Annotated in this window: 24 protein-coding genes; 7 read left to right on the top strand and 17 right to left on the bottom strand. The window is 73.5% G+C overall.

Annotation, left to right across the window (positions count from 1 at the left end; all coding sequences use genetic code 11):
- Positions 1-19 precede the first annotated feature (19 nt).
- A complete protein-coding gene (locus tag BZZ08_RS27145; protein WP_104634856.1) occupies positions 20-1,045 on the bottom strand; it encodes a glycoside hydrolase family 6 protein in 1,026 nt (341 codons plus the stop codon).
- 112 nt (positions 1,046-1,157) lie between these two features.
- A complete protein-coding gene (locus BZZ08_RS27140) occupies positions 1,158-1,745 on the bottom strand; it encodes a hypothetical protein (RefSeq protein ID WP_104634855.1) in 588 nt (195 codons plus the stop codon).
- A 114-nt stretch (positions 1,746-1,859) separates the two neighbouring features.
- Between BZZ08_RS27140 and BZZ08_RS27135 the strand changes: the two genes are divergently transcribed.
- Positions 1,860-2,753, top strand: a complete 894-nt coding sequence (locus tag BZZ08_RS27135) for a LysR family transcriptional regulator (protein WP_104634854.1) — start codon at positions 1,860-1,862, stop codon at positions 2,751-2,753.
- On the opposite strand, the gene BZZ08_RS27130 is transcribed toward BZZ08_RS27135, so the two are convergent.
- The 11 genes from BZZ08_RS27130 to BZZ08_RS27080 all read right to left on the bottom strand — a co-directional run bounded on the left by BZZ08_RS27130 (position 2,743) and on the right by BZZ08_RS27080 (position 12,898).
- Positions 2,743-3,444, bottom strand: a complete 702-nt coding sequence (locus tag BZZ08_RS27130) for a class F sortase (RefSeq protein ID WP_104634853.1) — start codon at positions 3,442-3,444, stop codon at positions 2,743-2,745. The two genes, BZZ08_RS27135 and BZZ08_RS27130, sit on opposite strands and share 11 nt — an antisense overlap.
- A 2-nt stretch (positions 3,445-3,446) precedes the next feature.
- Entirely contained in the window at positions 3,447-4,010 is a 564-nt protein-coding gene (locus tag BZZ08_RS27125; RefSeq protein WP_104634852.1) for a hypothetical protein, read from the bottom strand.
- Positions 4,011-4,112: 102 nt separating this feature from the next.
- Positions 4,113-4,892 (bottom strand): HAD-IIA family hydrolase, encoded by a 780-nt coding sequence (locus tag BZZ08_RS27120; protein ID WP_104634851.1) that lies wholly within the window; start codon positions 4,890-4,892, stop codon positions 4,113-4,115.
- Between the two features lie 108 nt (positions 4,893-5,000).
- Entirely contained in the window at positions 5,001-6,059 is a 1,059-nt protein-coding gene (locus BZZ08_RS27115; protein ID WP_104634850.1) for a 2-aminoethylphosphonate ABC transporter substrate-binding protein, read from the bottom strand.
- A gap of 70 nt (positions 6,060-6,129) precedes the next feature.
- Entirely contained in the window at positions 6,130-6,927 is a 798-nt protein-coding gene (locus BZZ08_RS27110; RefSeq protein ID WP_198601717.1) for an ABC transporter permease, read from the bottom strand.
- Positions 6,914-7,783 (bottom strand): 2-aminoethylphosphonate ABC transporter permease subunit, encoded by an 870-nt coding sequence (locus BZZ08_RS27105; protein ID WP_104634848.1) that lies wholly within the window; start codon positions 7,781-7,783, stop codon positions 6,914-6,916. The genes BZZ08_RS27110 and BZZ08_RS27105 overlap by 14 nt, the downstream gene beginning before the upstream one ends.
- A 31-nt stretch (positions 7,784-7,814) precedes the next feature.
- Positions 7,815-8,876: an ABC transporter ATP-binding protein gene (locus BZZ08_RS27100; RefSeq protein WP_104634847.1), complete on the bottom strand. Its 1,062-nt coding sequence runs from the start codon at positions 8,874-8,876 to the stop codon at positions 7,815-7,817.
- Positions 8,876-9,577 carry a phosphonatase-like hydrolase gene (locus BZZ08_RS27095; RefSeq protein WP_104634864.1) on the bottom strand — a complete coding sequence of 234 codons (702 nt, stop codon included), beginning with the start codon at positions 9,575-9,577 and terminating at the stop codon, positions 8,876-8,878. The genes BZZ08_RS27100 and BZZ08_RS27095 overlap by 1 nt, the downstream gene beginning before the upstream one ends.
- 8 nt (positions 9,578-9,585) lie before the next feature.
- A complete protein-coding gene (locus BZZ08_RS27090; RefSeq protein ID WP_198601716.1) occupies positions 9,586-10,731 on the bottom strand; it encodes a TIGR03364 family FAD-dependent oxidoreductase in 1,146 nt (381 codons plus the stop codon).
- 110 nt (positions 10,732-10,841) lie between these two features.
- Complete coding sequence (locus BZZ08_RS27085; protein ID WP_104634862.1) at positions 10,842-11,597, bottom strand: GntR family transcriptional regulator; 756 nt, start codon at positions 11,595-11,597, stop codon at positions 10,842-10,844.
- A gap of 56 nt (positions 11,598-11,653) precedes the next feature.
- The gene (locus tag BZZ08_RS27080; protein WP_104634846.1) at positions 11,654-12,898 is read right to left on the bottom strand and encodes an ROK family transcriptional regulator; all 1,245 of its coding nucleotides are present in this window, start codon (positions 12,896-12,898) and stop codon (positions 11,654-11,656) included.
- A gap of 56 nt (positions 12,899-12,954) precedes the next feature.
- On the opposite strand from BZZ08_RS27080, the gene BZZ08_RS27075 reads away from it, so the two are divergent.
- From BZZ08_RS27075 to BZZ08_RS27065, 3 genes are all read left to right on the top strand, one after another.
- Positions 12,955-14,037 carry a Gfo/Idh/MocA family oxidoreductase gene (locus BZZ08_RS27075; protein ID WP_104634845.1) on the top strand — a complete coding sequence of 361 codons (1,083 nt, stop codon included), beginning with the start codon at positions 12,955-12,957 and terminating at the stop codon, positions 14,035-14,037.
- Positions 14,034-14,510 carry a heme-degrading domain-containing protein gene (locus tag BZZ08_RS27070; RefSeq protein WP_104634844.1) on the top strand — a complete coding sequence of 159 codons (477 nt, stop codon included), beginning with the start codon at positions 14,034-14,036 and terminating at the stop codon, positions 14,508-14,510. Before BZZ08_RS27075 ends, BZZ08_RS27070 begins: the two co-directional genes overlap by 4 nt.
- A 105-nt stretch (positions 14,511-14,615) precedes the next feature.
- Positions 14,616-15,488 carry an LLM class F420-dependent oxidoreductase gene (locus BZZ08_RS27065; protein WP_104634843.1) on the top strand — a complete coding sequence of 291 codons (873 nt, stop codon included), beginning with the start codon at positions 14,616-14,618 and terminating at the stop codon, positions 15,486-15,488.
- 133 nt (positions 15,489-15,621) lie between these two features.
- On the opposite strand, the gene BZZ08_RS27060 is transcribed toward BZZ08_RS27065, so the two are convergent.
- From BZZ08_RS27060 to BZZ08_RS27040, 4 genes are all read right to left on the bottom strand, one after another.
- Positions 15,622-16,479 carry a fumarylacetoacetate hydrolase family protein gene (locus BZZ08_RS27060; RefSeq protein WP_104634842.1) on the bottom strand — a complete coding sequence of 286 codons (858 nt, stop codon included), beginning with the start codon at positions 16,477-16,479 and terminating at the stop codon, positions 15,622-15,624.
- Positions 16,480-16,647: 168 nt separating this feature from the next.
- Positions 16,648-17,361, bottom strand: coding sequence for a YidC/Oxa1 family membrane protein insertase (locus BZZ08_RS27055; protein ID WP_104634841.1), 714 nt, complete (start codon positions 17,359-17,361; stop codon positions 16,648-16,650).
- 119 nt (positions 17,362-17,480) lie between these two features.
- Positions 17,481-17,849, bottom strand: coding sequence for a DUF6412 domain-containing protein (locus BZZ08_RS27050; protein WP_241965578.1), 369 nt, complete (start codon positions 17,847-17,849; stop codon positions 17,481-17,483).
- A 36-nt stretch (positions 17,850-17,885) separates the two neighbouring features.
- A complete protein-coding gene (locus tag BZZ08_RS27040; protein WP_198601715.1) occupies positions 17,886-18,434 on the bottom strand; it encodes a winged helix-turn-helix transcriptional regulator in 549 nt (182 codons plus the stop codon).
- 144 nt (positions 18,435-18,578) lie between these two features.
- Here BZZ08_RS27040 and BZZ08_RS27035 point away from each other — a divergent pair, with 144 nt between their 5' ends.
- The 3 genes from BZZ08_RS27035 to BZZ08_RS27025 all read left to right on the top strand — a co-directional run bounded on the left by BZZ08_RS27035 (position 18,579) and on the right by BZZ08_RS27025 (position 21,687).
- A complete protein-coding gene (locus BZZ08_RS27035) occupies positions 18,579-19,985 on the top strand; it encodes an MFS transporter (RefSeq protein ID WP_104634839.1) in 1,407 nt (468 codons plus the stop codon).
- 110 nt (positions 19,986-20,095) lie between these two features.
- Complete coding sequence (locus tag BZZ08_RS27030) at positions 20,096-21,130, top strand: SEC-C domain-containing protein (protein WP_104634838.1); 1,035 nt, start codon at positions 20,096-20,098, stop codon at positions 21,128-21,130.
- Positions 21,131-21,228: 98 nt separating this feature from the next.
- Positions 21,229-21,687 carry an SRPBCC family protein gene (locus BZZ08_RS27025; protein WP_104634837.1) on the top strand — a complete coding sequence of 153 codons (459 nt, stop codon included), beginning with the start codon at positions 21,229-21,231 and terminating at the stop codon, positions 21,685-21,687.
- Positions 21,688-21,756: the final 69 nt, after the last annotated feature.

Here is a 21,756-nt window from a genome sequence, read left to right as displayed (position 1 = left end):
CCCGCGCCCCTGAGCGCGTTTACCCTTGCGCCAGTTTCAAGGCGTACTCGGCGTACCACTCCCCCGCCTTCGGGCCGCCCTTGCATTCGCCGTCCGACTCTCCCGGGCGCTTGACCCAGAGGTAGGCGTCGACCAGGGGGTCGGCGGTCTTCGTCGTCGGGGTTTCGCCGAGGGCCCGGCCCGGGGGGTTGCACCAGCGTTCGTCGGGGGCGCCCTCGGCGTAGGGGCCGTTGCCGTTGCGGCTGGTGTCGATGACGAAGTGCTTGCCGCCCACCTTGGCGGAGAGCTGCTTGCCGTAGGCGATGGAGTCCTCGGTGGTGTAGAAGTTCGACACGTTGACCGAGAAGCCGTCGGCCTGGTCGATGCCGGCCCGCTTCAGGGGGTCGAAGATCTGGTCGGGGTGGCCCCAGCCGGCGTTGCCCGCGTCCAGGTACACCTTGGTGTTCTTCAGGGCGCCGAGCTTGGCGACCGCGCCCTTGAGGAGGTCGTAGCGCTCCTCGTGGAACTCCTGCGGGGTGCAGCCGTCGACGAGGTGGAGCACCGCGTCCGGTTCCAGGACGACGGTGGCGGCACGGTCGCCGATGCCCTTGGCCACGCCGTCGACGAAGGAGCGGTAGGCGTTGCCGTCGGCGGCGCCGCCGCCCGAGTACTGGCCGCAGTCGCGGTGCGGGATGTTGTAGAGGACGAGCAGCGCGGTGCGGCCGGCCTCGTCGGCGGCCTCGGTGAAGCCGCGGGCCTGCTCCTCGGGGCTCTCCGGGCTGATCCACTCGCCGGTCGGCTGCTGGGCGATCTTGCGGATCTGTTCGGCCTGGTCCTTCTTGCCGTCCTCGGCGAGGGACGCGACCTGCTGGGCCGCGGTGCCGTCGGGGTTGACCCAGAACGGGTCGGCCTCCTTGGGCTGTTGCGTGATCCCGGCGCCCGCGCCCTTGTCGTCCCCGTCGCCGGACGAGGAGCAGCCCGCGAGCAGCAGGGCCGCCGCTCCGAGTGCCGCCGCCGACGCAGCCCGCCTCCTGGACGTGATTCCGGCCGGCTTGCTGCCGTACATCCAACCCCCCTGGGTGCACTGTTCCGAGGCTCAATCCTGACATACGCGGCCTGGACCCATGCGGTTCCCGGGCGAGGGGAGCGGCCGGCTGTCCAGCCGCACACGCCCGGCGTCAGGAGATGAAATCGGTCAGGGTGCAGCCGTCCACGAGGCCCTTCTCCTTCGTGTAGCCGCTCGGGATCCGGGTCTCCGGGTCACAGACGAGGGCGAGGAGCCCCGACCCCCTGAGGTCGGCCCGCGTCGTGGGGCCACCCGTGACGACGAAGTCCTCCCCGACGAGGTACCCGGCGGGGCCCCGCTTCCGCGCCTGGGTCTGGAAGCTCTTCATGTCGTCGACGGACATGAGCGTGATCCCGTTCCGCTTCGCGTCCCAGCACACGGCACGCTCCCTGATGCCCCACAGCGTGCCGGTCGACTCCGCCTCCGGGTCATCCTCGTCGTCGTAGTCCTTGTCCTTCATGTGCAGATCGGTGCACGTGGTGCGTGCGCTGACGAACGCCTCGATGTCCGCCATGGTGGCGGCGCTCGGACGGCCTTCCGTCTCGGTGTCCATGAGCCGCCCCCCGCTGCCCGCGGACTGCCCGTAGCCCCCGCCGCCGGCCGCCGTGCCCTCGCCGCCGCCCTCGTCACCGCCGCAGCCGCTGACCGCCGTCAGCGCCAGGACCGCCGCACCGGCCGTGACCACGCTCCGCATCCGCATCTCTTCTCCCTGCCTCCCCGTATCCGGCCCAGGATGCAGGGCGGGAAGGGCGCGAACAATCGCTCGTTTCACATGGTCTGATAACCCAGGAGTTATCGCTGAGGGCGGGGGCAAGTGGTGGAACTGCGGGACATCGAGATCTTCTTGACGCTGGCCGAGGAGCTGCACTTCGGCCGGACGGCGGACCGGCTGCACGTGTCGCAGGCGCGCGTGAGCCAGTCGATCGCCAAGCAGGAGCGAAGGATCGGAGCGCGCCTCTTCGCCCGGAGCAGCCGCAAGGTCGAGCTGACCGCGATCGGCGCACAACTGCGGCGCGACCTCGGCGCGGGCTACCAGCAGATACTCGACGGCACCCGCGCGGCCACCGCCGCCGCCCGTGGCACGACGAGCACGCTGACCCTCGGGTTGCACGGTCCGCAGGCACACGACCAGGTACGCGTACTCGACCTGTTCCGCAGCCGGCACCCCGAGGTCGTCCTCCGCATCCAGGAGGTCGTCTTCACAGACCCCTTCGGCCCCCTCCGGAACGGCTCGGTGGACGTGGCGACCGCCTGGCTGCCGGTCCGCGAACCGGATCTCACCGTCGGCCCGATCGTCGTGACCGAACCCTTGCTGCTCATGGTCGCCACCGACCACCCCCTCGCCGGCCGCGACGCCGTCAGCATGGAGGACCTGGCCGACTGGCCCCTGCCGCACTCGGCCACACCCATCCCCGAGTACTGGCAGCAGACGCTCGTCCCCACCCACACCCCCGGCGGCCGGCCCGTCCGGCGCGGCCCGAAGGTCTCCTCGTTCCAGGAACTGGCCGCCGTGGTCGCGGCGGGCGAGGCGATCAGCCTCGTCCACGGCGATGCCGCACGCTATTACCAGTGGCACGGCCTCCGCTATCTCCGCCCCTACGACGCTCCGACGGCGAGCTGGGCCCTGATCTGGCCGACGGCCGGCGAGACGGGACCGGTCCGTGCCCTCGCGCAGGCGGCCCGGGACACGGGACCGCTCACGGGATGACGTCGCGGGCGGAGGCGGTTCCGGTCAGGTAGGCGGAGACGACGACGTTGGCCGTGTAGCTGTCGGTGGTGTGGTCGAAGGTGCCGCCGCAGGTGATGAGGCGGAGTTCGGCGCGTTCCGTCTCGCGCGGTCCGTAGGCCTGCTGGGCGTCGAAGCCGTCGCGGGTGAGGACCTGGACGTCGTCGACGGTGAACTCGGCGACCTCGTCGTCGGCGCGGGTCACCCGGATCGTCTCGCCGGGTTCCAGGGTGCTCAGCTCGTAGAAGACGGCGGGCCGGGTCTCGGTGTCGACGTGGCCGACCATCAGGGCGGTGCCGGCCGCTCCGGGGGTGACGCCGGTCGCGTACCAGCCGACGGTGCCGGGCTGGTCGAAGGGCGGGGGCTCGATGGCGCCCTCGGTGTCGAGGCCGCGGGCCACGACGGGGGCGTCGATGCCGAGTTCGGGGACGTCGAGCCGCTGCGGACGGGCGTCGCCGAGCGGTGCGCGGGCCGGGGGCAGGGGGACGTCGGGGGGACGCCCGGCCGCCGCCATGTCGCCGGTGGCCGGCCGGGATATGCCCTCGCGCACGTCGGTGGCCTCGCGGCCCCACAGCCACAGCCCGAGGAGCAGCACCGCCCAGGCGATGCCGGTCACCAGGCGGCCGCCGGGGGCGGCGGTCGGCGCGGTGTCCCGCGCGTGTTGTTCGGACATGGTCAGTCCGTCCCGCGGCTCCGGCTGCGGACGCTGCGCAGCGCCACGGCGACGGCGGCGATGCCCGCGAGCACCAGGCCGGTCACGGTGTGCGCCGTGCCGGGAGGCGCGGAGCGGGCCTGCTCCGCGCTGTCGGCGGCCAGCCGCGCGGTGCCGCCGCCGCCCGCGTCCACCGGGGCGACGGGCGAGGCGGGTGCGGACGGCCGGGTGTCCGGGCGCCGGTTCTCCTCGACGGTGAGGGTGCCCTTGCGGGCGCGGTCGCCGCACTTGACCTGTACGGCGTACGCACCGGCCCGCACGGTGGTGCGCACCCGGCTGGAGCCGACGAGGACGCCGTCGCCCGCGGCCAGGCTGAGCCGTACGTCCGTCTCGAACGCCGCGGACACGGCGACGGCCGTCTTCTCGGTGCAGTCGGGCACGCGGAGTGTGACGTCGGTGCCGGGGGCGGGCGAGGACGGTGTCACGGAGACACCCCCGCCGTCCGCCGCGTAGGCGTGGGCCGCCGGTGCGCACAGCACGGTGGCCAGCGCGGCTCCGGCACAGAGCGTGACTTTCAGTGAGCCCATCGTGTACCTCCAGTTACCTGGAGGCTGCCCCGCGGGACGCGTCACCGCATCCTGCGCGGGGGTGCGCTACTCCGATCGGGTCATGCGGGGAACATCCGCGTTTCAGACCCGTTCCACGAGGTCCGCGATGGAGTCGACCACCTGGGACGGGCGGTACGGGAAGTTCTCGACCTGCTCGGGCCGGGTGAGGCCGGTGAGGACGAGGAAGGTCTGCATCCCGGCCTCCATCCCGGCCAGCACGTCGGTGTCCATGCGGTCGCCGATCATCGCGCTGGTCTCGGAGTGGGCGCCGATCGCGTTGAGCCCGGTGCGCATCATCAGCGGGTTGGGCTTGCCGGCGAAGTACGGCTGCTTGCCGGTCGCCTTGGTGATCAGGGCGGCCACCGCGCCGGTCGCCGGGAGCGGCCCCTCGGCGGAGGGGCCGGTCTCGTCGGGGTTGGTGCAGATGAAGCGGGCGCCCGCGTTGATCAGGCGTACCGCCTTCGTCATGGCCTCGAAGGAGTAGGTGCGGGTCTCGCCGAGGACCACGTAGTCGGGGTCGTGGTCGGTGAGGATGTAGCCGATGTCGTGCAGGGCCGTGGTCAGGCCGGCCTCGCCGATGACGTACGCCGAGCCGCCGGGCCGCTGGTCGTCCAGGAACTTGGCGGTGGCCAGCGCCGAGGTCCAGATGGACTCGATCGGCACCTCCAGGCCCATGCGGCGCAGCCGGGCGTGCAGGTCGCGCGGGGTGTAGATCGAGTTGTTGGTGAGGACCAGGAAGGGCTTGCCGGATTCGCGGAGCCTCTTGATGAAGGCGTCGGCGCCGGGGATCGGCACGCCTTCGTGGATGAGGACCCCGTCCATGTCGGTGAGCCACGACTCGATGGGCTTGCGGTCTGCCATGTGCTCGGTCTCCTGCCTGGGCGGTCCTGCGTGCGCCCCAGCCTAAACAGTGCCGGATCTTGAGGGAACGCTCGTCTCAGTTCCCGGTCGGCTCGGCTCCCGGTCTCCTCAGCTGCCCGTCGCCTCCTTCCAGGCGTCGATGTAGGAGGTGAGGTTCTTCTCGATGTCGTTCCAGTCGGGGTCGAAGACCTCCACGCCGTCCATCAGGCCGGTGAGGGCGATGGCGTTGGCGTCCGTGGCCTTGACGTCCTGGCGGGCCGCGAAACCGCCGCCGATCTCGCTGACCTGCCGCTGCGCCTTCTGGCTCAGCAGGTAGTCGAGGAGCTTCCTGCCGTTCTCGGTGTGCGGGGCGTCGGTGACCAGGCCGGCCGCGTAGGGCAGGGCGAAGGTCGTGGGCTTTCCGCCCTCGCGGGCCGGGAACCAGATGCCGAGGTTCGGCATGGACTTGGACTGGGCGTAGTTCATCTGCACGTCCCCGTTGGCGACGAGCAGTTCGCCCTTGTCGACCTTGGGGGCGAGCTTGCCGGTGGAGGCGGACGGGCCGACGTTGTTGGCCTGGAGCTTCTTCAGGTACTCCATGGCGGGCTTCTCGCCGCCGAAGTCGTGCATGGCCTTGACGATGACGGCGGTGCCGTCGCCGGCGACGCCGGGGGTGGAGTACTGGAGCTTGTTCTCGTACCTGCCGTCGAGCAGGTCCTCCCAGGTGGTGGGGGCCTGCTTCAGCTCCTTGGTGTTGTGGACGAAGCCGAAGTAGTTGTTGACGACGGCGGTCCAGGTGCCGGTCGCGGACTTGTCGGCGCCGCTGACGTGGTCGGCGCCCTCGGGGGCGTACTTCTGGAGCAGGCCCTTGGTGTCGGCCTGCTGGATGAAGGGCGGGAGGGTGACGAGGACGTCGGCCTGCGGGTTGCGCTTCTCGCGGACGGTGCGCTGCACCATCTCGCCGGAGCCGCCCTCGACGTACTCGACCTTGATGCCGGTCTCCTTCTCGAAGTCGGCGAAGACCCGGTCGTACCAGCCGTCGCCGTTCTCGCCCTTGAGGCCGTCGGCGCTGTAGACGGTGACGACGTTCTCGTCGGAGGCGGCGGAGGTGCCGGAGCAGGCGGTGAGCGGGACGGCGAGGACGGCGAGAGCGGCGGCGGCGAGCGGCTTGCGGGCGTTCCTGGGCATGGCGAGGTGAACTCCTTGCGGGGTCGGGGCGGGGGTCGGGTTCGGCGGTACCGGTTCGGCGGGTGCCGGTTCAGCGGTACGAGGCTCTGGTGCGGATCCGGGAGACGGCGAGCAGCACCAGGAGGGTGGCCGTCATGAGGACCACGGCCACGGCGGAGCCGGTGAACAGGGCGCCGCGGTCGGTGGCCGCGTAGATCAGGACGGGCAGCGGGGTCCAGTCGGGCGGGTAGAGCATCATCGTGGCGCTCAGCTCGCCCATGGACAGGGCGAAGCAGAGGCCGGCGGCGGCGGTCAGGGACGGCAGCAGCAGCGGGAGCCGCACCCGCCACAGCACGTACGCCGGTGAGGCGCCGAGGGAGGCGGCGGCCTGTTCGTAGGCCGGGTCGAGGCGGGTGAGGGCGGCGGACACGGACTGGTGGGCGAAGGCGGTGACCAGCACGGTGTGGGCGATGATCACGATCCAGCGGGTGCCGTTGAGCAGCATCGGCGGCTGGGAGAAGGCGACCAGGGTGGCGAGGCCGACGACGACGGAGGGCACGGCGAGGGGCAGCACGAACAGGGCGTCGAGCGCCTTGCGGTAGCGCTGTCCCAGCGCCGCCGCGGCGAGGGCGGCCCAGGTGCCGGCCACGAGGGCGAGGAGGCTGGCGGCGGTGGCGGTGACCAGGCTGGTGGTGAGCGCCTGGAGGGCCTCGCCGCGGGTGGCGGCCTCGTAGTGGGCGGTGGTGAAGCCGGAGGGCAGGACGCTGGACCAGCGGGTGGCGAAGGAGGCGCCGAGGACCACCAGGAGCGGGAGGGCGAACAGGGGCAGGAAGAGGACGAGGAAGACCGTCCACACGGCCCACCTCGCTCCGCGGCTATGCACCAGCACGGCGGCTCACCACCCGGTAGAGGCCGTAGAGGCCCACGGAGATCAGGACGTTGACGACGGCGACCACGCAGGCGCCCGGGTAGTCGGACTCCAGGATCGCCTTGCCGTAGACGAGGGTCGGCAGGGTCGTGACGCCCTTGGCGCCGGTGAACAGGACGATGCCGAACTCGTTCAGGCACAGGACGAGAACCAGGCTGCCGCCGGCCGCGAGGGCGGGCAGCGCCTCGGGCAGGATGATCCGCCGGACGATGCGCGGCGCGCGGGCGCCCAGCGAACCGGCGGCCTCCAGCTGGGCGGTGTCGAGCTGCGAGAAGGCGGCGAGCAGCGGGCGCATCACGAAGGGCGTGAAGTACGTGATCTCCGCGAGCAGCACCCCCCAGGGCGTGGTGAGGAACCGGAACGGCCCCTCGGCCGCGCCCGTCACGTCGGTCCACGCGCCGTTGGCCATGCCGACCGTGCCGTAGACGAACAGCAGGGCGAGCGTGATCAGGAAGGACGGGAAGGACAGGAAGACGTCGATGAAGCGGGCCACCGCCTTCGACCCGGGGAAGGGCACGAAGGCGATGACCAGCGCCAGGACGAACCCGAGCACCAGGCAGCCGGCGGTGGCCGCCACCGCCAGCCACACGGTGGTCCACAGCGCCTCGCGGAAGGCGGCGGAGGCGAAGACGTCGGCGTACGGCTGGAGCGAGGTGCCGCCGGTGTCCGGCTGGAAGGACTGCTGGACGACGAGGGCGAGCGGATAGAGGAAGAAGAGGGCGAGCAGGGCCGCCGGCGGGAGGGCCCACAGGAGCGCTGCGTAGGGGCGGCGCGGGGCTGTGCTCGATTTCCGGCTACCGCGCGGCGGGCGCGACAAGCCCCCACCGGCCCCCGGCCCGGGTGCGACCTCAGTCACGGCCCACCCCCGCGGGCAGCAGCACCGCGTCGTCCGCGGCGAAGTGCACCGTCACGGCCTCGCCGAGAACCGGCGGCTCCCGCAACTCCCGCACGTCGGCCATGACCTGGTGTCCGGCGACGTCGACGTACAGCCGGTGCGTGGCGCCCCGCCACTGGATCTCCCGCACCGTGCCGGTGATCCGGTTGGGGCCGTCGCCGAGTCCGACCAGGTGCGGGCGTACGCACAGGGTGGCCGAGGCGCCTGCCGCGGCTCCTCCCGTGTCCACCTTGATCTCGGCTTCCCCGAAGGACACTCCCCCGGCGCCGACGGTCACCGGCAGCAGGTTCGCGTTGCCGACGAAGGACGCGGTGAACGCGTTGGCCGGCGCCCGGTACAGCTCGCGCGGGGTGCCGCAGGCCTGGAGGCGGGCCTTGTCCATCACCGCGATCCGGTCGGCCAGGGTGAGGGCCTCGACCTGGTCGTGGGTGACGTAGAGGATCGACACGTCGGGCAGTTCGCGGTGCAGGCGGGCCAGTTCGGCGAGCATGCCGGAGCGCAGCTGGGCGTCGAGGGCGGACAGCGGTTCGTCGAGGAGCAGGACGTCCGGCCGGACGGCGAGCGCGCGGGCGATGGCGACGCGCTGCTGCTGGCCGCCGGACAGCTCGCGGGGGTGGCGGCGGGCGTAGGCGCCCATGCCGGTCATCTCCAGCGCCTCGGACACCCGGGTCCGGATCTCGGCCTTGGCGGCCTTGCGGGCCTTCAGCCCGAAGGCGACGTTGTCCTCCACCCGCATGTGCGGGAACAGGGCGTACTGCTGGACGACCATGCCGATGCCGCGCCGGTGCGGGGGCAGTGCCGTGACGTCGCGGTCGCCGAGGAACACCCGCCCGGAGGCGGGCCGTACGAACCCGGCGACCGCCCGCAGCGCGGTGGTCTTGCCGGATCCGGACGGCCCGAGCAGCGCCATGACCTCGCCCGGTCCGACGGTGAGGTCGAGGGCGTCCAGGACGACGTTGCCGTCGTAGGCGACGGTGACCGAGTCGAAGCGGATGCCGCTGCTGGTGGTGCTCATCAGCCGGCTGCTCCCCGCAGGAGGGCGGGCAGAGCGGCGACGGAGTCCAGCACGTGGGTCGCGCCCGCCTCGCGGAAGGCGTCGTCGCCGTGGGCCCCGGTGCGCACCCCGGCGACCAGTCCGGCACCGGCGCGTACGCCGCTGAGCACGTCGTAGGAGGTGTCGCCGACGACGGCGACCTGCCGTACGTCGTCGGCGGCCTTGGTGCGCAGGAACGCCTCCAGCACCATGTCCGGGTACGGCCGGCCGCGGCCGCCGGCGTCGGCGGGGCACAGGGTGAGCGGCACCAGGTCGCGCCAGCCGAGCGCGTCGAGGATGGCGTCCTGGGTGACGCGGGCGAAGCCGGTGGTGAGGACGACGGTGCGGCCGTCGGCGGTGAGTTCCTCGACGGCCTCGCGGGCGCCGGGGACGGGGGCGATCAGGCCGTCGTCGACGAGTTCGCCGTACGCCTTCTCGAAGGCCGCGTTGGCGCGCCGGGCGCGGTCCTCGTCGCCGAACAGGTGCCGGAAGACGGAGATCTTGGACTCGCCCATGGTGGCGCGGACGTAGTCGAGCTTCTCGGCGTGGTCCGGGGTGCCGGGCGCGACGCCGAGTGCGCGGGCGGCGCTGTCGAAGGCGCGCTCGACGAGGCCGCCGTCGGCGACGGTGGTGCCGGCCATGTCGAGGACGACGAGGCGGTTGTCGGGGGAGGTCGTGTTCATCAGGGGGTTCACCAGCCCAGTTCGTTCGCGGTGGTCTCGGCTATCGCGGGTGAGCAGGTCATGCCGCGCCCGCCGGGCCCGGTGACCAGCCACACGCCGTCGCGCACCTGCTGCCGGTGCACGACGCGGCTCTTGTCGGTGCACTGCGCGTACACGCCGGCCCAGCGGCGGCGGACCCGGGGCAGCGGGCGGCCGAGGAGGGACTCGACGACGCCGGTGAGGTGCTCGTAGGGGTCCTCGACGGTGTCGAAGGCGAAGGGGTGCTCGTACTCGTGGGTGTCGCCGATGGTCAGGCCGCCGTCGGCGCGCTGGACCATCAGCAGCTGCATCCGGTGCTCGGCCGCGGTGGCCGGCTGCGGCTGCCGGGCGTTCAGCTCGTCCAGGGCGGGCGAGCCGTACGCGGGGTAGTAGCGGAAGCTGTCGGCGTCGGCGACCGAGGTGGTGAGCGGTTCGCCGAGGGGGTCGGTCTGCATCATCTGGAGGCGGACCCGGCGCACGGGCAGGTCGGGTCCGGCCAGTTCACGCACCAGGCCGCCGAGCCAGGCGCCGGTGGCGAGGACGACGACGTCGCCGGTGTGCGTGTCGCCGTGGTCGTCGCGGACGGCGCTCTCGCCGACGACGTCGCGGACCTCGCGGCCGGGCAGGAAGGTGTAGCGCGGGGACTTGCGGAGTTCCGCGCGCAGGGCGAGCTGGGCGGTGCGCGGTTCCACGGCGGCGTCGCGCTCGCAGTACAGCGCGGCGTCGAACTCGCCGCGAAGGGCCGGGTTCAGGGCGCGGGCCTCGCCGGGGGTGAGCAGCTTGTGGCCGCGGGCGGCGGCGTCCGGGCGGGCGACGGCCGCCTCGGCGACGGCGCGCTCCAGGTCGCCGCGGAGCGGGGTCAGGGAGCCGTTGGGGCGGAAGCCCAGCGCCGGGACCCGGCCGCCGATCTCCTCCCACAGCTCCCGGGCCCGCAGCGCGGTCTCCAGCTCCTCACCGCCCGCTCGGCCACTGACCCAGATCTGGCCGAAATTGCGCAGTGAGGCGCCCCGGGCCTCGGTCTCGCGCTCGATCTGTACGACCTCATGGCCGCGGTTCACTGCGTGCCACGCGTGCATGGTGCCCACCACGCCGGCTCCGACGACTATCACTTTCACGACCGCCACGCTCCTTGGCATCGGGGAACCGGAGGAATCCGGCTGACAACGAGAGCGTGAACTGGTCATCACGTTTGGGCTAGACCCGTTACCTTTTCGTTATTCTACCGGGCATCCGGCAAGGGTGTTTTTCAGCCGCTCAGGTGGGCCGTGAACGAGAACCGGTCACCCCGGTAGAGCGTGCGCACCCGCTCCAGCGGGCGGCCCTCGGTGTCCCGGGAGACCCGGTGGATGAGCAGCATCGGCAGGGCCGGCGGGGTGCCGATGAGCAGGGCCTCGCGCGGGGTGGCGAGCACGGTCTCGATGCGTTCGTCGGCGTCTCCGAAGGCGATGCCCTGCGCGGCGAGGTGGGCGTAGAAGGACGAGTCCGGGTCGAAGGCGGTGTCCAGGTCGGGGATGCGGGCCACGGCGACGTAGGTGCTCTCCAGCCCGACCCGCTCGTCGTCGGCGAGCAGCACCCGCTCCAGGTGCCAGACGGGCTCCCCGCGCGTGAGGCCGGTCTCGGCGGCGAGCGCGTCGGGGCAGGGGAAGCGATCGAGGGTGACGAGGGCACGGCCGGGGGTGCGCCCCTGGCGCCGGACGCCCTCGGTGTAGCTGGCCAGGGACAGCGGCTGCGCCAGCTTCGGCCCCGCGACCACGGTGCCGCGCCCCTGCCGGCGCAGCTTGCCCTCCAGCACGAGTTCGCGCAGGGCCTGCCGCACGGTCTCGCGGGCGACGCCGTAGCGCTCGGACAGGTCCCGCTCGGTGGGGATGGTGCCGCCCTCCCCCAGCTCGTCGACGAGTCGGTCGATCCGCGCCTTGACGGCGTAGTACTTCGGCACGCGCCCGTGCTCGGGAATCCCGGAGCGGACGGGGGCGCCCGGGGCCTGGTCGTTCGGATAGTCCACGCAGGGATGGTCGCAGACGCGGGTGACGGGCCGGGGGCCCACCGTGTTGCCCCGCCTCAGCCGCCCTCGCCCCGGCCGAACAGCGGGGCCAGCAGCAGTTGGGCCGCGCCCTCCGCGACCCCGCGCGTTCCGCCCGGCGCGAGCCGCACCGGTACGGCTCCGTCGTGACCGCCCTCGCGCCGGGCGCGGGCGCCGAGGACCGCGCCGACGCCCTGGACGAATGCCTCGGGCGCGGCGGCGACGGTACGGCCGCCCAGCAGCACCAGGTCGATGTCCAGCAGCCCGGCGAGGTTCGCGGCGCCCGTGCCGAGCACCCTCGCCGCCTCCGCGAGGTCTCCGCGGGCGACGGCGGCGAGGCACAGGGCCTCTATGCAGCCCCGGGCGCCGCAGGTGCAGGGCGGCCCGTCGAGCTGGACGACCTGGTGCCCGAACTCCCCGGCGCCGGTCCGGGCACCCCGGTGCACGCCGCCGCCGAAGACGAGACCGGCGCCGAGCCCGGTACCGAGGTGGAGGTAGGCGAAGGACCCGCTCCCGGTCCCGTCCTCCCCGCCTCCCGCGCCGCCGACCGCCAGGCCGAGCGCCGCCGCGTTGGTGTCCTTGTCGACGACGACCGGCACGCCCAGCCGCCGCTCCAGCGCGTCCCGCAGCGGGTAGCCGTCCCACTCCGGGAAGCCGGTGACCCGGTGCAGCACCCCACGGACGTGGTCCAACGGCCCCGGAAGGGCGACGCCGAGCCCGAGGAGGGTGGGAACGGCGCCGAGAGGACCACCGGGCGACCGAACGCCCTCCACGACGGCAGGCGCCGGGCCCCGCTCCCCCGGGACCGACGACTCCAGCCCCTCCGCCGCCCGCGCCACCTCCTCCAGTACGGTCTCCGCCCCCGCGCCCAGGTCCAGTGGGGCGCACCGCTCCCCCAGCACGGTGCCGTCGAGGTCGACCAGCACCGCGCGCAGCTCGTCGCGGTCCAGGTGGACGCCGAGGGCGTGGCCCGCCCCGGGCACCAGGCGCAGTACCGTGCGCGGCTTGCCGCCGGTGGACGCGCGGCGTCCGGCCTCGACGGCCAGGCCCTCGCCCCGGAGCCGGGCGGTGATCTTGCTGACCGCCTGCGGGGTGAGCCCGGTGCGCTCGGCGAGTTCCAGCCGGCTGATGCCCTCGCCGCCGGCGGTGCGCAGCAGGTCGAGCACCAGGGCGGTGTTGTGGCTGCGCGGGGCGAGCAGGTTCGCGCCACCGCCCGTACCCGCACCCGCACCGGTGCCTACGCCCGCGCCGATCCCCGTACCTCCGCCGTTGCTCCTGTTCACGCCCCCATTGTCCCCGGCGCTTGCACTTTGGCAACACCGTTGCGAAAGTAGGACGCATGACTGGTACTCCTCCCGGCAATCCCCCTCTGCGCGTCGGCCTCGTCGGCTACGGCCTCGCGGGTTCCGTCTTCCACGCCCCGCTGATCGCCGCCACCGAGGGCCTGGCCCTGGACACGGTCGTCACCTCGAACCCGGAGCGGCAGCAGCAGGCCCGCGCCGAGTTCCCGGACGTGCGTACCGTCGCGGGCCCCGACGAGCTGTTCGACCGGGCCGGCGAGCTGGACCTGGTCGTCGTCGCCTCCCCGAACAAGACGCACGTACCGCTCGCGACGCGGGCCCTGGAGGCCGGTCTGCCGGTCGTGGTGGACAAGCCGGTGGCGGGCACGGCCGCCGAGGCGCGTGCGCTGGCGACGCTGGCCGAGGAGCGCGGCCTGCTGCTCTCCGTCTTCCAGAACCGCCGCTGGGACAACGACTTCCTGACCCTGCGCAAGTTGCTCGCCGAGGACGCGCTGGGCGAGGTGTGGCGCTTCGAGTCCCGCTTCGAGCGCTGGCGGCCGAAGCCGAAGGGCGGCTGGCGCGAGTCCGGCGACCCGGCGGAGATCGGCGGCCTCCTGTACGACCTCGGCAGCCACGTCGTCGACCAGGCCCTGGTCCTGTTCGGCCCGGTCACCCAGGTGTACGCCGAGTCCGTGGTCCGGCGGGCGGGCGCGGCGGCGGACGACGACACGTTCCTCGCGCTCACGCACGCGAACGGCGTCCGCTCCCACCTCTACGTCTCCTCCACCGCCGCCCAGCTCGGCCCCCGTTTCCGGGTGCTCGGCGCGAAGGCGGGTTACGTCAAGCACGGCCTCGACCCGCAGGAGGCGGCGCTGCGCGAGGGCAAGCGGCCGGGCCCCGGCTGGGGCGAGGAGGACGAGTCGCTGTGGGGCCGCGTCGGCGCCGGGGACTCCCCGCTGACCGGCGGCGGGCAGGTGGCGGCGACCGTCGCGGGCGACTACCCCGCGTACTACGCCGCCGTGGCCAAGGCCCTGCGCGAGGGCGGCCCGAACCCGGTGGACGCGCTGGAGGCGGCCGCCGCCCTGGACGTACTGGAGGCGGCCCGCAGGTCGGCCCGCGACGGAGTGGTGGTGTCCCTGTGAGCACGGCACCGACGACACCCACCGTGGCGGAGCTGGAGGAGCAGGAACGCCGCCTGGTCTTCCGCCGCTTCACCCACGACGACGCGTGGGCGCTGGGCTCCCTGCTCGTCGAGCTGGCCCGGGAGCGCGAGGCGCCGGTCGCCATCGACATCCACCGCGCCGGACAGCAGCTCTTCCACGCCGCGCTGCCCGGCTCGACCCCCGACAACGACGCCTGGATCGCCCGCAAACGCCGCGTCGTGGAGCGGTACGGCTCGGCGTCGTACCTGGTCGGCTCGCGTTTCCGGGCCAAGGGCACGACCTTCGAGGAGTCCTCGCGGCTCGACCCCGACACCTACGCGGCGCACGGCGGCTCCTTCCCCCTCACCGTCGCGGACGTCGGCGTCGTCGGTGCGGTGACGGTCTCCGGGCTGCCGCAGGTGGAGGACCACCGGCTGGTCGTCGAGGCGCTGGAGCGGTTCCTGGGCGAGTAGCCCGGCCGGCCGGGACGGCGTGGTCGGGGAATCAGCGGTGGGTACCCGTGGTTGTCTGGCAGACACGCAGGATGATCACGGTGCCCACCGGAGGGATCGCAAGCGATGAACGAGGCGACGGCTTCCCTGAAGGAATCGGTCGGACGGTACGGCGTCTGGAGTGGCCGGTTGCGCTCCGAGGACCCGGAGGGCGCGGCGGAACGAGCCGAGACCGCCGCCGAGTTGGAGCAGCTCGGCTACGGCGCCCTGTGGCTCGGCGGCAACAGCGCCGCCCGGCACGCCGCGCCGCTGATCGGGGCGACCGAGCGGATCGTGGTCGGCACCAGCATCCAGAGCATCTGGGAGCACAAGGCGTCCGAGGCGGCGGCGAGCTTCGCCGAGCTGGAGGTGTCCCACCCGGGCCGCTTCGTGCTGGGCCTCGGTGTGAGCCACGGCCCGCGCGTGGAGGGGTACCGCCGCCCGTACTCGACGATGGTCGGCTACCTGGACGAGCTGGACCGGGCCGGGATGCGCTCCGGCCACCGGGTGCTGGCCGCGCTCGGCCCGAAGATGCTGGACCTGTCCCGGGACCGGGCGGCGGGTGCCATCCCGTACCTGGTCACGCCCGAGCACACCGCGCAGGCCCGCGAGCGGCTCGGCGGGGGTGCGCTGCTGGCCCCGGAGTTCAAGGTCGTTCTCGACTCGGACCCGTCCCGCGCCCGCGCGACGGCCCGCGCCTATCTGGCCATGTACCTGAAGCTGCCGAACTACACGAAGAACTTCCTCAGCCTCGGCTTCACCGACGCCGACGTCAGCGGCGGCGGCAGCGACCGGCTCATCGACGCCGTCTTCGCCTGGGGCGACGAGGCCACGGTCCGCGCCCGCATCGACGCCTTCCACGACGCGGGCGCCGACCATGTCGCCCTCCAGCTGGTGGAGGACGACATGACCCGCCTGCCGAGGGAAGGCTGGCGCCGGCTGGCTTCACTCCTTACCTGAGAAGACGTGCCCCGAGGGGCGCGGGACTGTGACCTGAGCGGCTCCGCCGCGTGGGCGCGACCAGCCACAGTCACCCCGCGGCCGACACCGAACCGCACTCCCCGGCGCCCCTCCCCTTCCCCCGGCGGAGCGCCTACGCGTTCTTCAACTCCTGCCGCTGCCGCCCCAGCCCCTCGACCTCCAGCTCGACCACGTCCCCGGCCCGCAGGTACGGCTTCGGCTCGGGCTGCCCCATCGCCACCCCCGCCGGCGTCCCGGTGTTGATGACGTCACCGGGCCGCAGCACCATGAACTGGCTGACGTACCGCACGACCTCCCCGACGGGGAAGATCTGCTCGGCGGTCGTGCCGTTCTGCCTCAGCTCGCCGTTCACCCACAGCCGCAGCGGCAGCCGCTGCGGATCGGGCACCTCGTCGGCGGTCACCAGCCACGGGCCCAGCGGGTTGAACGTCTCGCAGTTCTTGCCCTTGTCCCAGGTCCCGCCGCGCTCGATCTGGAACTCCCGCTCGGACACGTCGTGCGCGACCGCGTACCCGGCGACACACGCGAGCCCCTCCTCCGCCGACTCCAGGTAGCGGGCGCTGCGCCCGATGACGACCGCCAGCTCCACCTCCCAGTCGGTCTTGACGGACCCGCGCGGCACGAGCACCGTGTCGTGCGGCCCGACCACCGTGTCCGGCGCCTTGAAGAAGACGACGGGCTCGGCGGGCGGCTCGGCCCCGGTCTCGCGGGCGTGGTCGTGGTAGTTCAGCCCGATGCACACGATCTTGCCGATGCGTCCCACCGGCGGTCCGACGCGCAGCCCCGTGCCGTCCAGGGCGGGCAGCTCACCGGCCGCGGCGGCGGCCCGTATGCGGTCGAGCGCGCCCTCGTCGGCGAGCAGGTCGCCGTCGATGTCCGCCACGACGCCCGACAGGTCTCGCAGGGTTCCGTCGGCGTCGAGCAGCGCGGGCCGCTCCGACCCCGCCGTACCGACTCGCAACAGCTTCATGATCCCCAACTCCTCGATCGCGGGCAGCCCGCCCGACGATGCGCGACCTGGGTGCGGCAGCGACGCGACAGCCATCGGAGGACTGGTCGATCCTCCAAGGCCCGGTTCCACTCCGCAATACCCCGTTCACGTACTGGACCGTAGCCACGCGGCCGCCCCACCCGGCGTTCAGCGGTAGAGCACGGCCCGCTCGACCGCGCTCCACGTCGTGCTGGTGACCACGTACAGCGCGGCGGCCAGCGGCACCACGGCCACGGTGACGAGGGTGAAGAAGGACATGAACGGCATGACCCGGGTGATCGCGCCGACGCCCGGCACCGCCTCCCCGCCGCCGGCGGGCAGCACCGGCCGGTCGGCCGTCGTCCGCCTGGTGAGCCGGTAGCTGAAGGTGGCGACCCCGGCGACGACCGCGAACAGCGCCACGTACACGAGCCCGGCGCCGCCGGTGAGCCCGCCGTCCCCGAACGCGTCGGCCCACCGCCCGCCGAGCGGGGCGGCCAGGAGCCGGTGGGAGAGGAGTGCGTTGGCCCGGCCGCCGATCGAGGAGCTGGAGAAGAGGTGGTAGAGCAGGAAGAACGCGGGGATCTGGCAGAGGCTGGGCAGGCAGCCCGACAGCGGGGAGACCTTCTCCTCGGTGTGCAGTTCGAGCACGGCCCGCTGGAGCTGCTCCGGGTTCTTCGCGTGCTTGCGGCGCAGTTCGGCGATCCGCGGCTGGAGTGCGGTGCGCGCCTTCTGACCGCGGGCGGCGGCCCGGGAGAGCGGGTGGACCAGGAGCCGTACGAGGGCGGTGAACAGGACGATGGCGGCGGCCGCGGCGGAGGCGCCGAACAGGGGCTGGAGCAGGTCGGCGAGGTGCTCGACCAGGCTGGCGAAAACGGACATGGGCGGGTGAACCCTCCGGGGGTCTCGTCGTGCCGGTGACGGTGACGCCGGCGAGGCCGGCGAATGGCGGCATGACGACACGGCCCGCGCGGGGATGTGCCCTGGTGGAAGGGGGTGCCCTACGCGGCGGTCGCCGGGAGGGCGTGTCCGGGCGCTCGGGGCCGGCGGCGGCCGGGCGCGTCGGGATCGCGTTGGGGCAGGAAGGCCGTGCGCAGGTCACGGTCCCTGATGGCCGTACGCACCCGGGTGGGGGGCACGGCGGGCGCGCAGCGTGCGGCGATGACGGCGCACGCGGCGAGCGCGGAGCCGACCGCGGTGGTCGCGGCGAGCGCGACGGTGGCGGAGAGGCTGCCGACGTCGACGAGCGCGACGGGCAGCAGGACCAGCAGCAGGCCGAGGAGGAGCCGGAGGTGGCGGAGGGGGCGGAGGTGGCGGAGGGGGCGGAGCACCGGGACGACGGTCCGGCGGTTCCGGTTCGTCGGCCGCATCGGCAACTCCTCCTCTCGCGCGCGTGTTTGTCCCAGTTATACAGGACGGCGTGGAGCGGGACCCTGCTCGGTCTCGATCGGCCGGAGCAGCCTCCGGGGACCGAGCAGCGCCCGGCTGACCGGGTCCGCCGGGTCGGGGTCGAGCCCGGGCCCCGGCCGCATGTCGATGTCGCGCACGGCGACGAGGGTCCCGCAGGCGGGGCAGGATCCGTGGGGGCTGAGTTCGGTGCCGCAGTCGGCGTGCCAGAAGGTGCGCATCGGCTCGCCGCCGAGCTGCTCGCGCCCCCAGATGCCGAGCGCCCGCAGGGCGGGCCACAGGGCGGTGCCGCGGTCGGTGAGGACGTACTCGTCCCGGGGCGGCGACTCCTGGTACCTGCGCTTCTCCAGGATGCCCTCGGCGGTGAGCGCCTGGAGGCGGTTGGCCAGGACGGCGCGCGGGATGCCGAGGTGGACGAGGAAGTCGTTGTACCGCCGGACGCCGTAGAGCGCGTCGCGGATCACCAGCAGGGTCCAGCGCTCGCCGACGACCTCCAGCGCGCGGGCGATCGAGCACTCCTGCGTCGCGTAGTCCTTGCCCAGTGCCATGCCGTCCACTGTAGCCACTTTCCGCCATGAGGTTCAGTCATCGAACCGACAGTGCTAGGTTGGGCTCACCTCACGTCAGTTCGTTGACCGAACTCACTAGGTGAACCCCTCCTCCGTCGAGCCATCGAGAGCGGACCGCCCCTCATGAGCGACACCGGCACGGACTCCCCCACCGCCCCGGCACCCGCGGCAGCCGCGCCGCCCGCGGAACGGGCCTCGCCGCCCCCGCACCCCGGCCGCACCCTCGCGCTGACCAGCGCCGCGACCGCCGTGGCCCTGATGGCGTTCACCGCGCCGATGGTCACGCTCCCCGAGACCGCCGCCGACCTGCACACCCCGCTGTCCGCCCAGGCCTGGCTGCTGAACGGCACCCCGCTCGGCCTGGCCGCCCTGCTCCTGGTGGCCGGCAGCCTGGCCGACGACTACGGGCGCCGCCGGCTCTTCGTCTCCGGCACGCTGGCCCTCGGCGTCACCACCGTCCTCGGGGCCTTCGCGTCCACGACCTGGCTGTTCACGCTGGCCCGCATCGCGCAGGGCGCGGCGAGCGCGGCGCTGCTGGCCAGCAGCCTCGGCCTGCTCGTCCACGCCTTCCCGACCCCGGCCGGGCGGCTGCGCGCGACCGGCGTGTGGGGCGCCTTCGTGAGTGGCGGGATAGCCGTGGGCCCCGTCCTCGTCGGGGCGATTCCCGACTGGCGGGTGGCGCACGGCATCCTCGGTGCCGCCGCGCTGGTGGTGGCGGGACTCGGCGCGCGGGCCCTGTCGGAGTCGCGCTCACCGCGGCCCGGCCGGCCGGACCTCCCCGGGGCGCTGACGTTCGGACCGGCGCTGGTCGCGCTCGTGGCGGCGCTGACGCTGGGCCGGGACGGGTGGCTGCGGGCGCCGGTGGGCCTGTTGCTGGCGGCCGCCGTACTCCTCGGCGCCCTGTTCGTCGTACGCGAGCGCCGCGCGGCCGCCCCGATGATCGACCTGGCGCTGCTGCGCCGCCCGCTCTTCCTGGCGTCCTCCGCGGGCGGGCTGTTCACGGGCCTGTCGGTGATCGGATTCTTCAGCTTCCTGCCGACGGTGCTGCAGCGGGCGCTCGGTCTGTCCCCGATGGACACGGCGCTGCTCTCCCTGCTCTGGGCCGGTCTCGCCTTCGCGGTGGCCCTCCAGGCCCGCCGCATCGCCCACCGCGTCTCCGCGCGCCACCAGTTGGCCGTCGGTTTCGCCCTGCACGCGGTCGGCGTCCTGACCATGCTCGGCGCGGTCGGCGCGGGCTCCTGGGCGCGGCTGCTGCCCGGTCTGGCACTGGCGGGCATCGGCAGCGGCCTGCTGAACGCCGCGCTGCCGCTGCTCGCGGTGGAGTCGGTACCGGCGGCCCGCGCGGCGATGGGCTCGGGCGCGCAGCAGACGTTCCGCTACATCGGTTCGTGCGCCGGGGTCGCCCTCACGGTCGCGATCGCGACGTCGGCGGGGAGCCCGGGGGCGGGCACGGACGTGGCGCTGTGGGTGTCGGCGGGGCTGGCCGTGGTGGCGGCGGTGCTGGTGGGAACGCTGCGGGAACGGCGCTGAGCGGCCCGACGCCACCCGGGTCCTCTCCGGCAACGCTCCCCGGCCTCCGGCCGGACGGCGTCCCCCGGGGTGGCTGACCCTTGTCACCTCTCGGCAGTACGGTGTCCCCCATGCGCCCCGACACGCCCGCCGAAAACGTCGACCACGCCGCCGAGGCGGCCCGCCTGGAACGGACCGCCGGCCTCTACCCGGAGGACGCCGAGGCCCTGCTGCTGCGCGCCGCGGCCCACCTGGAACTGTCCGGCGACCGCCCGGCCGCGACCAAGCTCTACGACCGCCTGCTGTCCTCCGGGACGTCCGTGCCTTTGGACAACCCGCCCCTGGTCCGCGCCCTGAAGGCGTCGAACCTCTGGGAGTACGACCACGAGGCGGAGGCCAGGGCGATCATCGACGGCGTGCGTGCGGCGTCGCCGCGCGACCCGGCCCCCTGGGTGATCGTGGCCGAGGCCCTGGAGTCCCACGACGAGCTGGAGGCGGCGCACGAGACGTTCACGGAGGGCGCCCGCCTGCTCCTGACGGACGTGCCGGAGCCCCCGTACTCGACCCACCCGCTCCTCTACGGCCGCCACCGCGTCCGCAGGATGCTGGGCCTGGCCCACGACGAGTGGGACACCCTGGCCGACACCCTGCACTCGATGCCCATCTCCCTGGACGAGCTGCACGACCCGAAGCGCGTCTGGTCCCTGGGCTCGGACAACCCGGCGGACCTGGAGGCGGAGATCTCCCGCCTGCGCGCCGAGCTGGGCGCCTACCGCGAGGCCCTGTCCCGCCCCTTCCCGGTCGCCATGCTCCACTGGCCGGCCGACGAACTGGCGGAACTGATCGAGGCGTACCCCTCCCTCTCCTCCGAGTACCCCTCTTACGACGACCACCTGGCGTCGATAGAGGCGGCCCTGCGCGAACTGGCCTCGTCGGGCACCGCCAACCTGGGCGTGGTCCCGGGCACGGTCCCGTCCTACGAGGCCTTCGCGGCGTCGGAGGGCGCGTCCCCGGCCGACCCCATCCTGCTCCCGCAGTACGCGACGACCCTGGCGGCCCGGGGCCTCGCGGTGGCGTGGCCGCCGCAGCGCGGGGCGTCGTGCTGGTGCGGCTCGGGCCGGACGTACGGGGAGTGCCACGGGGAGGACGTCGCCGGGGGCCGATGAGATCGGGCGCCCCCGGGCGTCTACAGGTGCGAGAGCCTGACGCGGAACGCGCCGCGTCAGTGGAGTCGACCCGATCCCCACCGAGGAGACACGACGACATGAGCACCGACCAGACGCCCACCGCGGCCGGCGACGGCTTCTCCTACACCCTGACCCGCACCCTGGAGGCCCCCGCGGTCCAGGTCTGGCAGGCCTGGACCACCCCCGACCAGTACGCCCAGTGGGCCTACGCCGTCCCGGGCTCCGTGGAGATGGACGTCCGTCCCGGCGGCACCTGGAAGGCCACGATGCGCACTCCGGACGGCATGGAGTTCCCGTTGACCGGCTCCTACATCGAGGTCGCCGAGCACCGGGCCCTGACCATCGGCATGGACGTCCCGGGCCGCCCGGACCCGGCGACGATGACCGTCGAACTCACGGAACAGGGCCCCCGCAACACGGTGATCACCCTCCGCCAGACCTGCGACACGGCAGAGGAACGGGACGGCGCGGAGCAGGGCAGCAACATGCTGCTGGACGGGCTGACGGGGTTCCTGGCGGGCGGGGCGCGGGGCTGAAGTGTGGCCGGCCAACGAGTCGCTGGCTCCGCACTTCCTCACCCTGCCTCACTCGTGATGCCTCAGTGA

Origin of the sequence: Streptomyces sp. MH60, from assembly GCF_002939385.1 — a bacterium.
Taxonomy (GTDB): Bacteria; Actinomycetota; Actinomycetes; order Streptomycetales; family Streptomycetaceae; genus Streptomyces.
This window is presented reverse-complemented; position numbering and strand designations above follow the sequence as displayed.

Coding starts and splice junctions, on each gene's coding strand:
- BZZ08_RS27145 (WP_104634856.1), bottom strand. CDS start 1,045: ATGTACGGCAGCAAGCCGGCCGGAATCACGTCCAGGAGGCGGGCTGCG.
- BZZ08_RS27140 (WP_104634855.1), bottom strand. CDS start 1,745: ATGCGGATGCGGAGCGTGGTCACGGCCGGTGCGGCGGTCCTGGCGCTG.
- BZZ08_RS27130 (WP_104634853.1), bottom strand. CDS start 3,444: ATGTCCGAACAACACGCGCGGGACACCGCGCCGACCGCCGCCCCCGGC.
- BZZ08_RS27125 (WP_104634852.1), bottom strand. CDS start 4,010: ATGGGCTCACTGAAAGTCACGCTCTGTGCCGGAGCCGCGCTGGCCACC.
- BZZ08_RS27120 (WP_104634851.1), bottom strand. CDS start 4,892: ATGGCAGACCGCAAGCCCATCGAGTCGTGGCTCACCGACATGGACGGG.
- BZZ08_RS27115 (WP_104634850.1), bottom strand. CDS start 6,059: ATGCCCAGGAACGCCCGCAAGCCGCTCGCCGCCGCCGCTCTCGCCGTC.
- BZZ08_RS27100 (WP_104634847.1), bottom strand. CDS start 8,876: ATGAGCACCACCAGCAGCGGCATCCGCTTCGACTCGGTCACCGTCGCC.
- BZZ08_RS27095 (WP_104634864.1), bottom strand. CDS start 9,577: ATGAACACGACCTCCCCCGACAACCGCCTCGTCGTCCTCGACATGGCC.
- BZZ08_RS27090 (WP_198601716.1), bottom strand. CDS start 10,731: ATGCCAAGGAGCGTGGCGGTCGTGAAAGTGATAGTCGTCGGAGCCGGC.
- BZZ08_RS27075 (WP_104634845.1), top strand. CDS start 12,955: ATGACTGGTACTCCTCCCGGCAATCCCCCTCTGCGCGTCGGCCTCGTC.
- BZZ08_RS27065 (WP_104634843.1), top strand. CDS start 14,616: ATGAACGAGGCGACGGCTTCCCTGAAGGAATCGGTCGGACGGTACGGC.
- BZZ08_RS27060 (WP_104634842.1), bottom strand. CDS start 16,479: ATGAAGCTGTTGCGAGTCGGTACGGCGGGGTCGGAGCGGCCCGCGCTG.
- BZZ08_RS27055 (WP_104634841.1), bottom strand. CDS start 17,361: ATGTCCGTTTTCGCCAGCCTGGTCGAGCACCTCGCCGACCTGCTCCAG.
- BZZ08_RS27050 (WP_241965578.1), bottom strand. CDS start 17,849: ATGCGGCCGACGAACCGGAACCGCCGGACCGTCGTCCCGGTGCTCCGC.
- BZZ08_RS27040 (WP_198601715.1), bottom strand. CDS start 18,434: ATGGCACTGGGCAAGGACTACGCGACGCAGGAGTGCTCGATCGCCCGC.
- BZZ08_RS27035 (WP_104634839.1), top strand. CDS start 18,579: ATGAGCGACACCGGCACGGACTCCCCCACCGCCCCGGCACCCGCGGCA.
- BZZ08_RS27030 (WP_104634838.1), top strand. CDS start 20,096: ATGCGCCCCGACACGCCCGCCGAAAACGTCGACCACGCCGCCGAGGCG.
- BZZ08_RS27025 (WP_104634837.1), top strand. CDS start 21,229: ATGAGCACCGACCAGACGCCCACCGCGGCCGGCGACGGCTTCTCCTAC.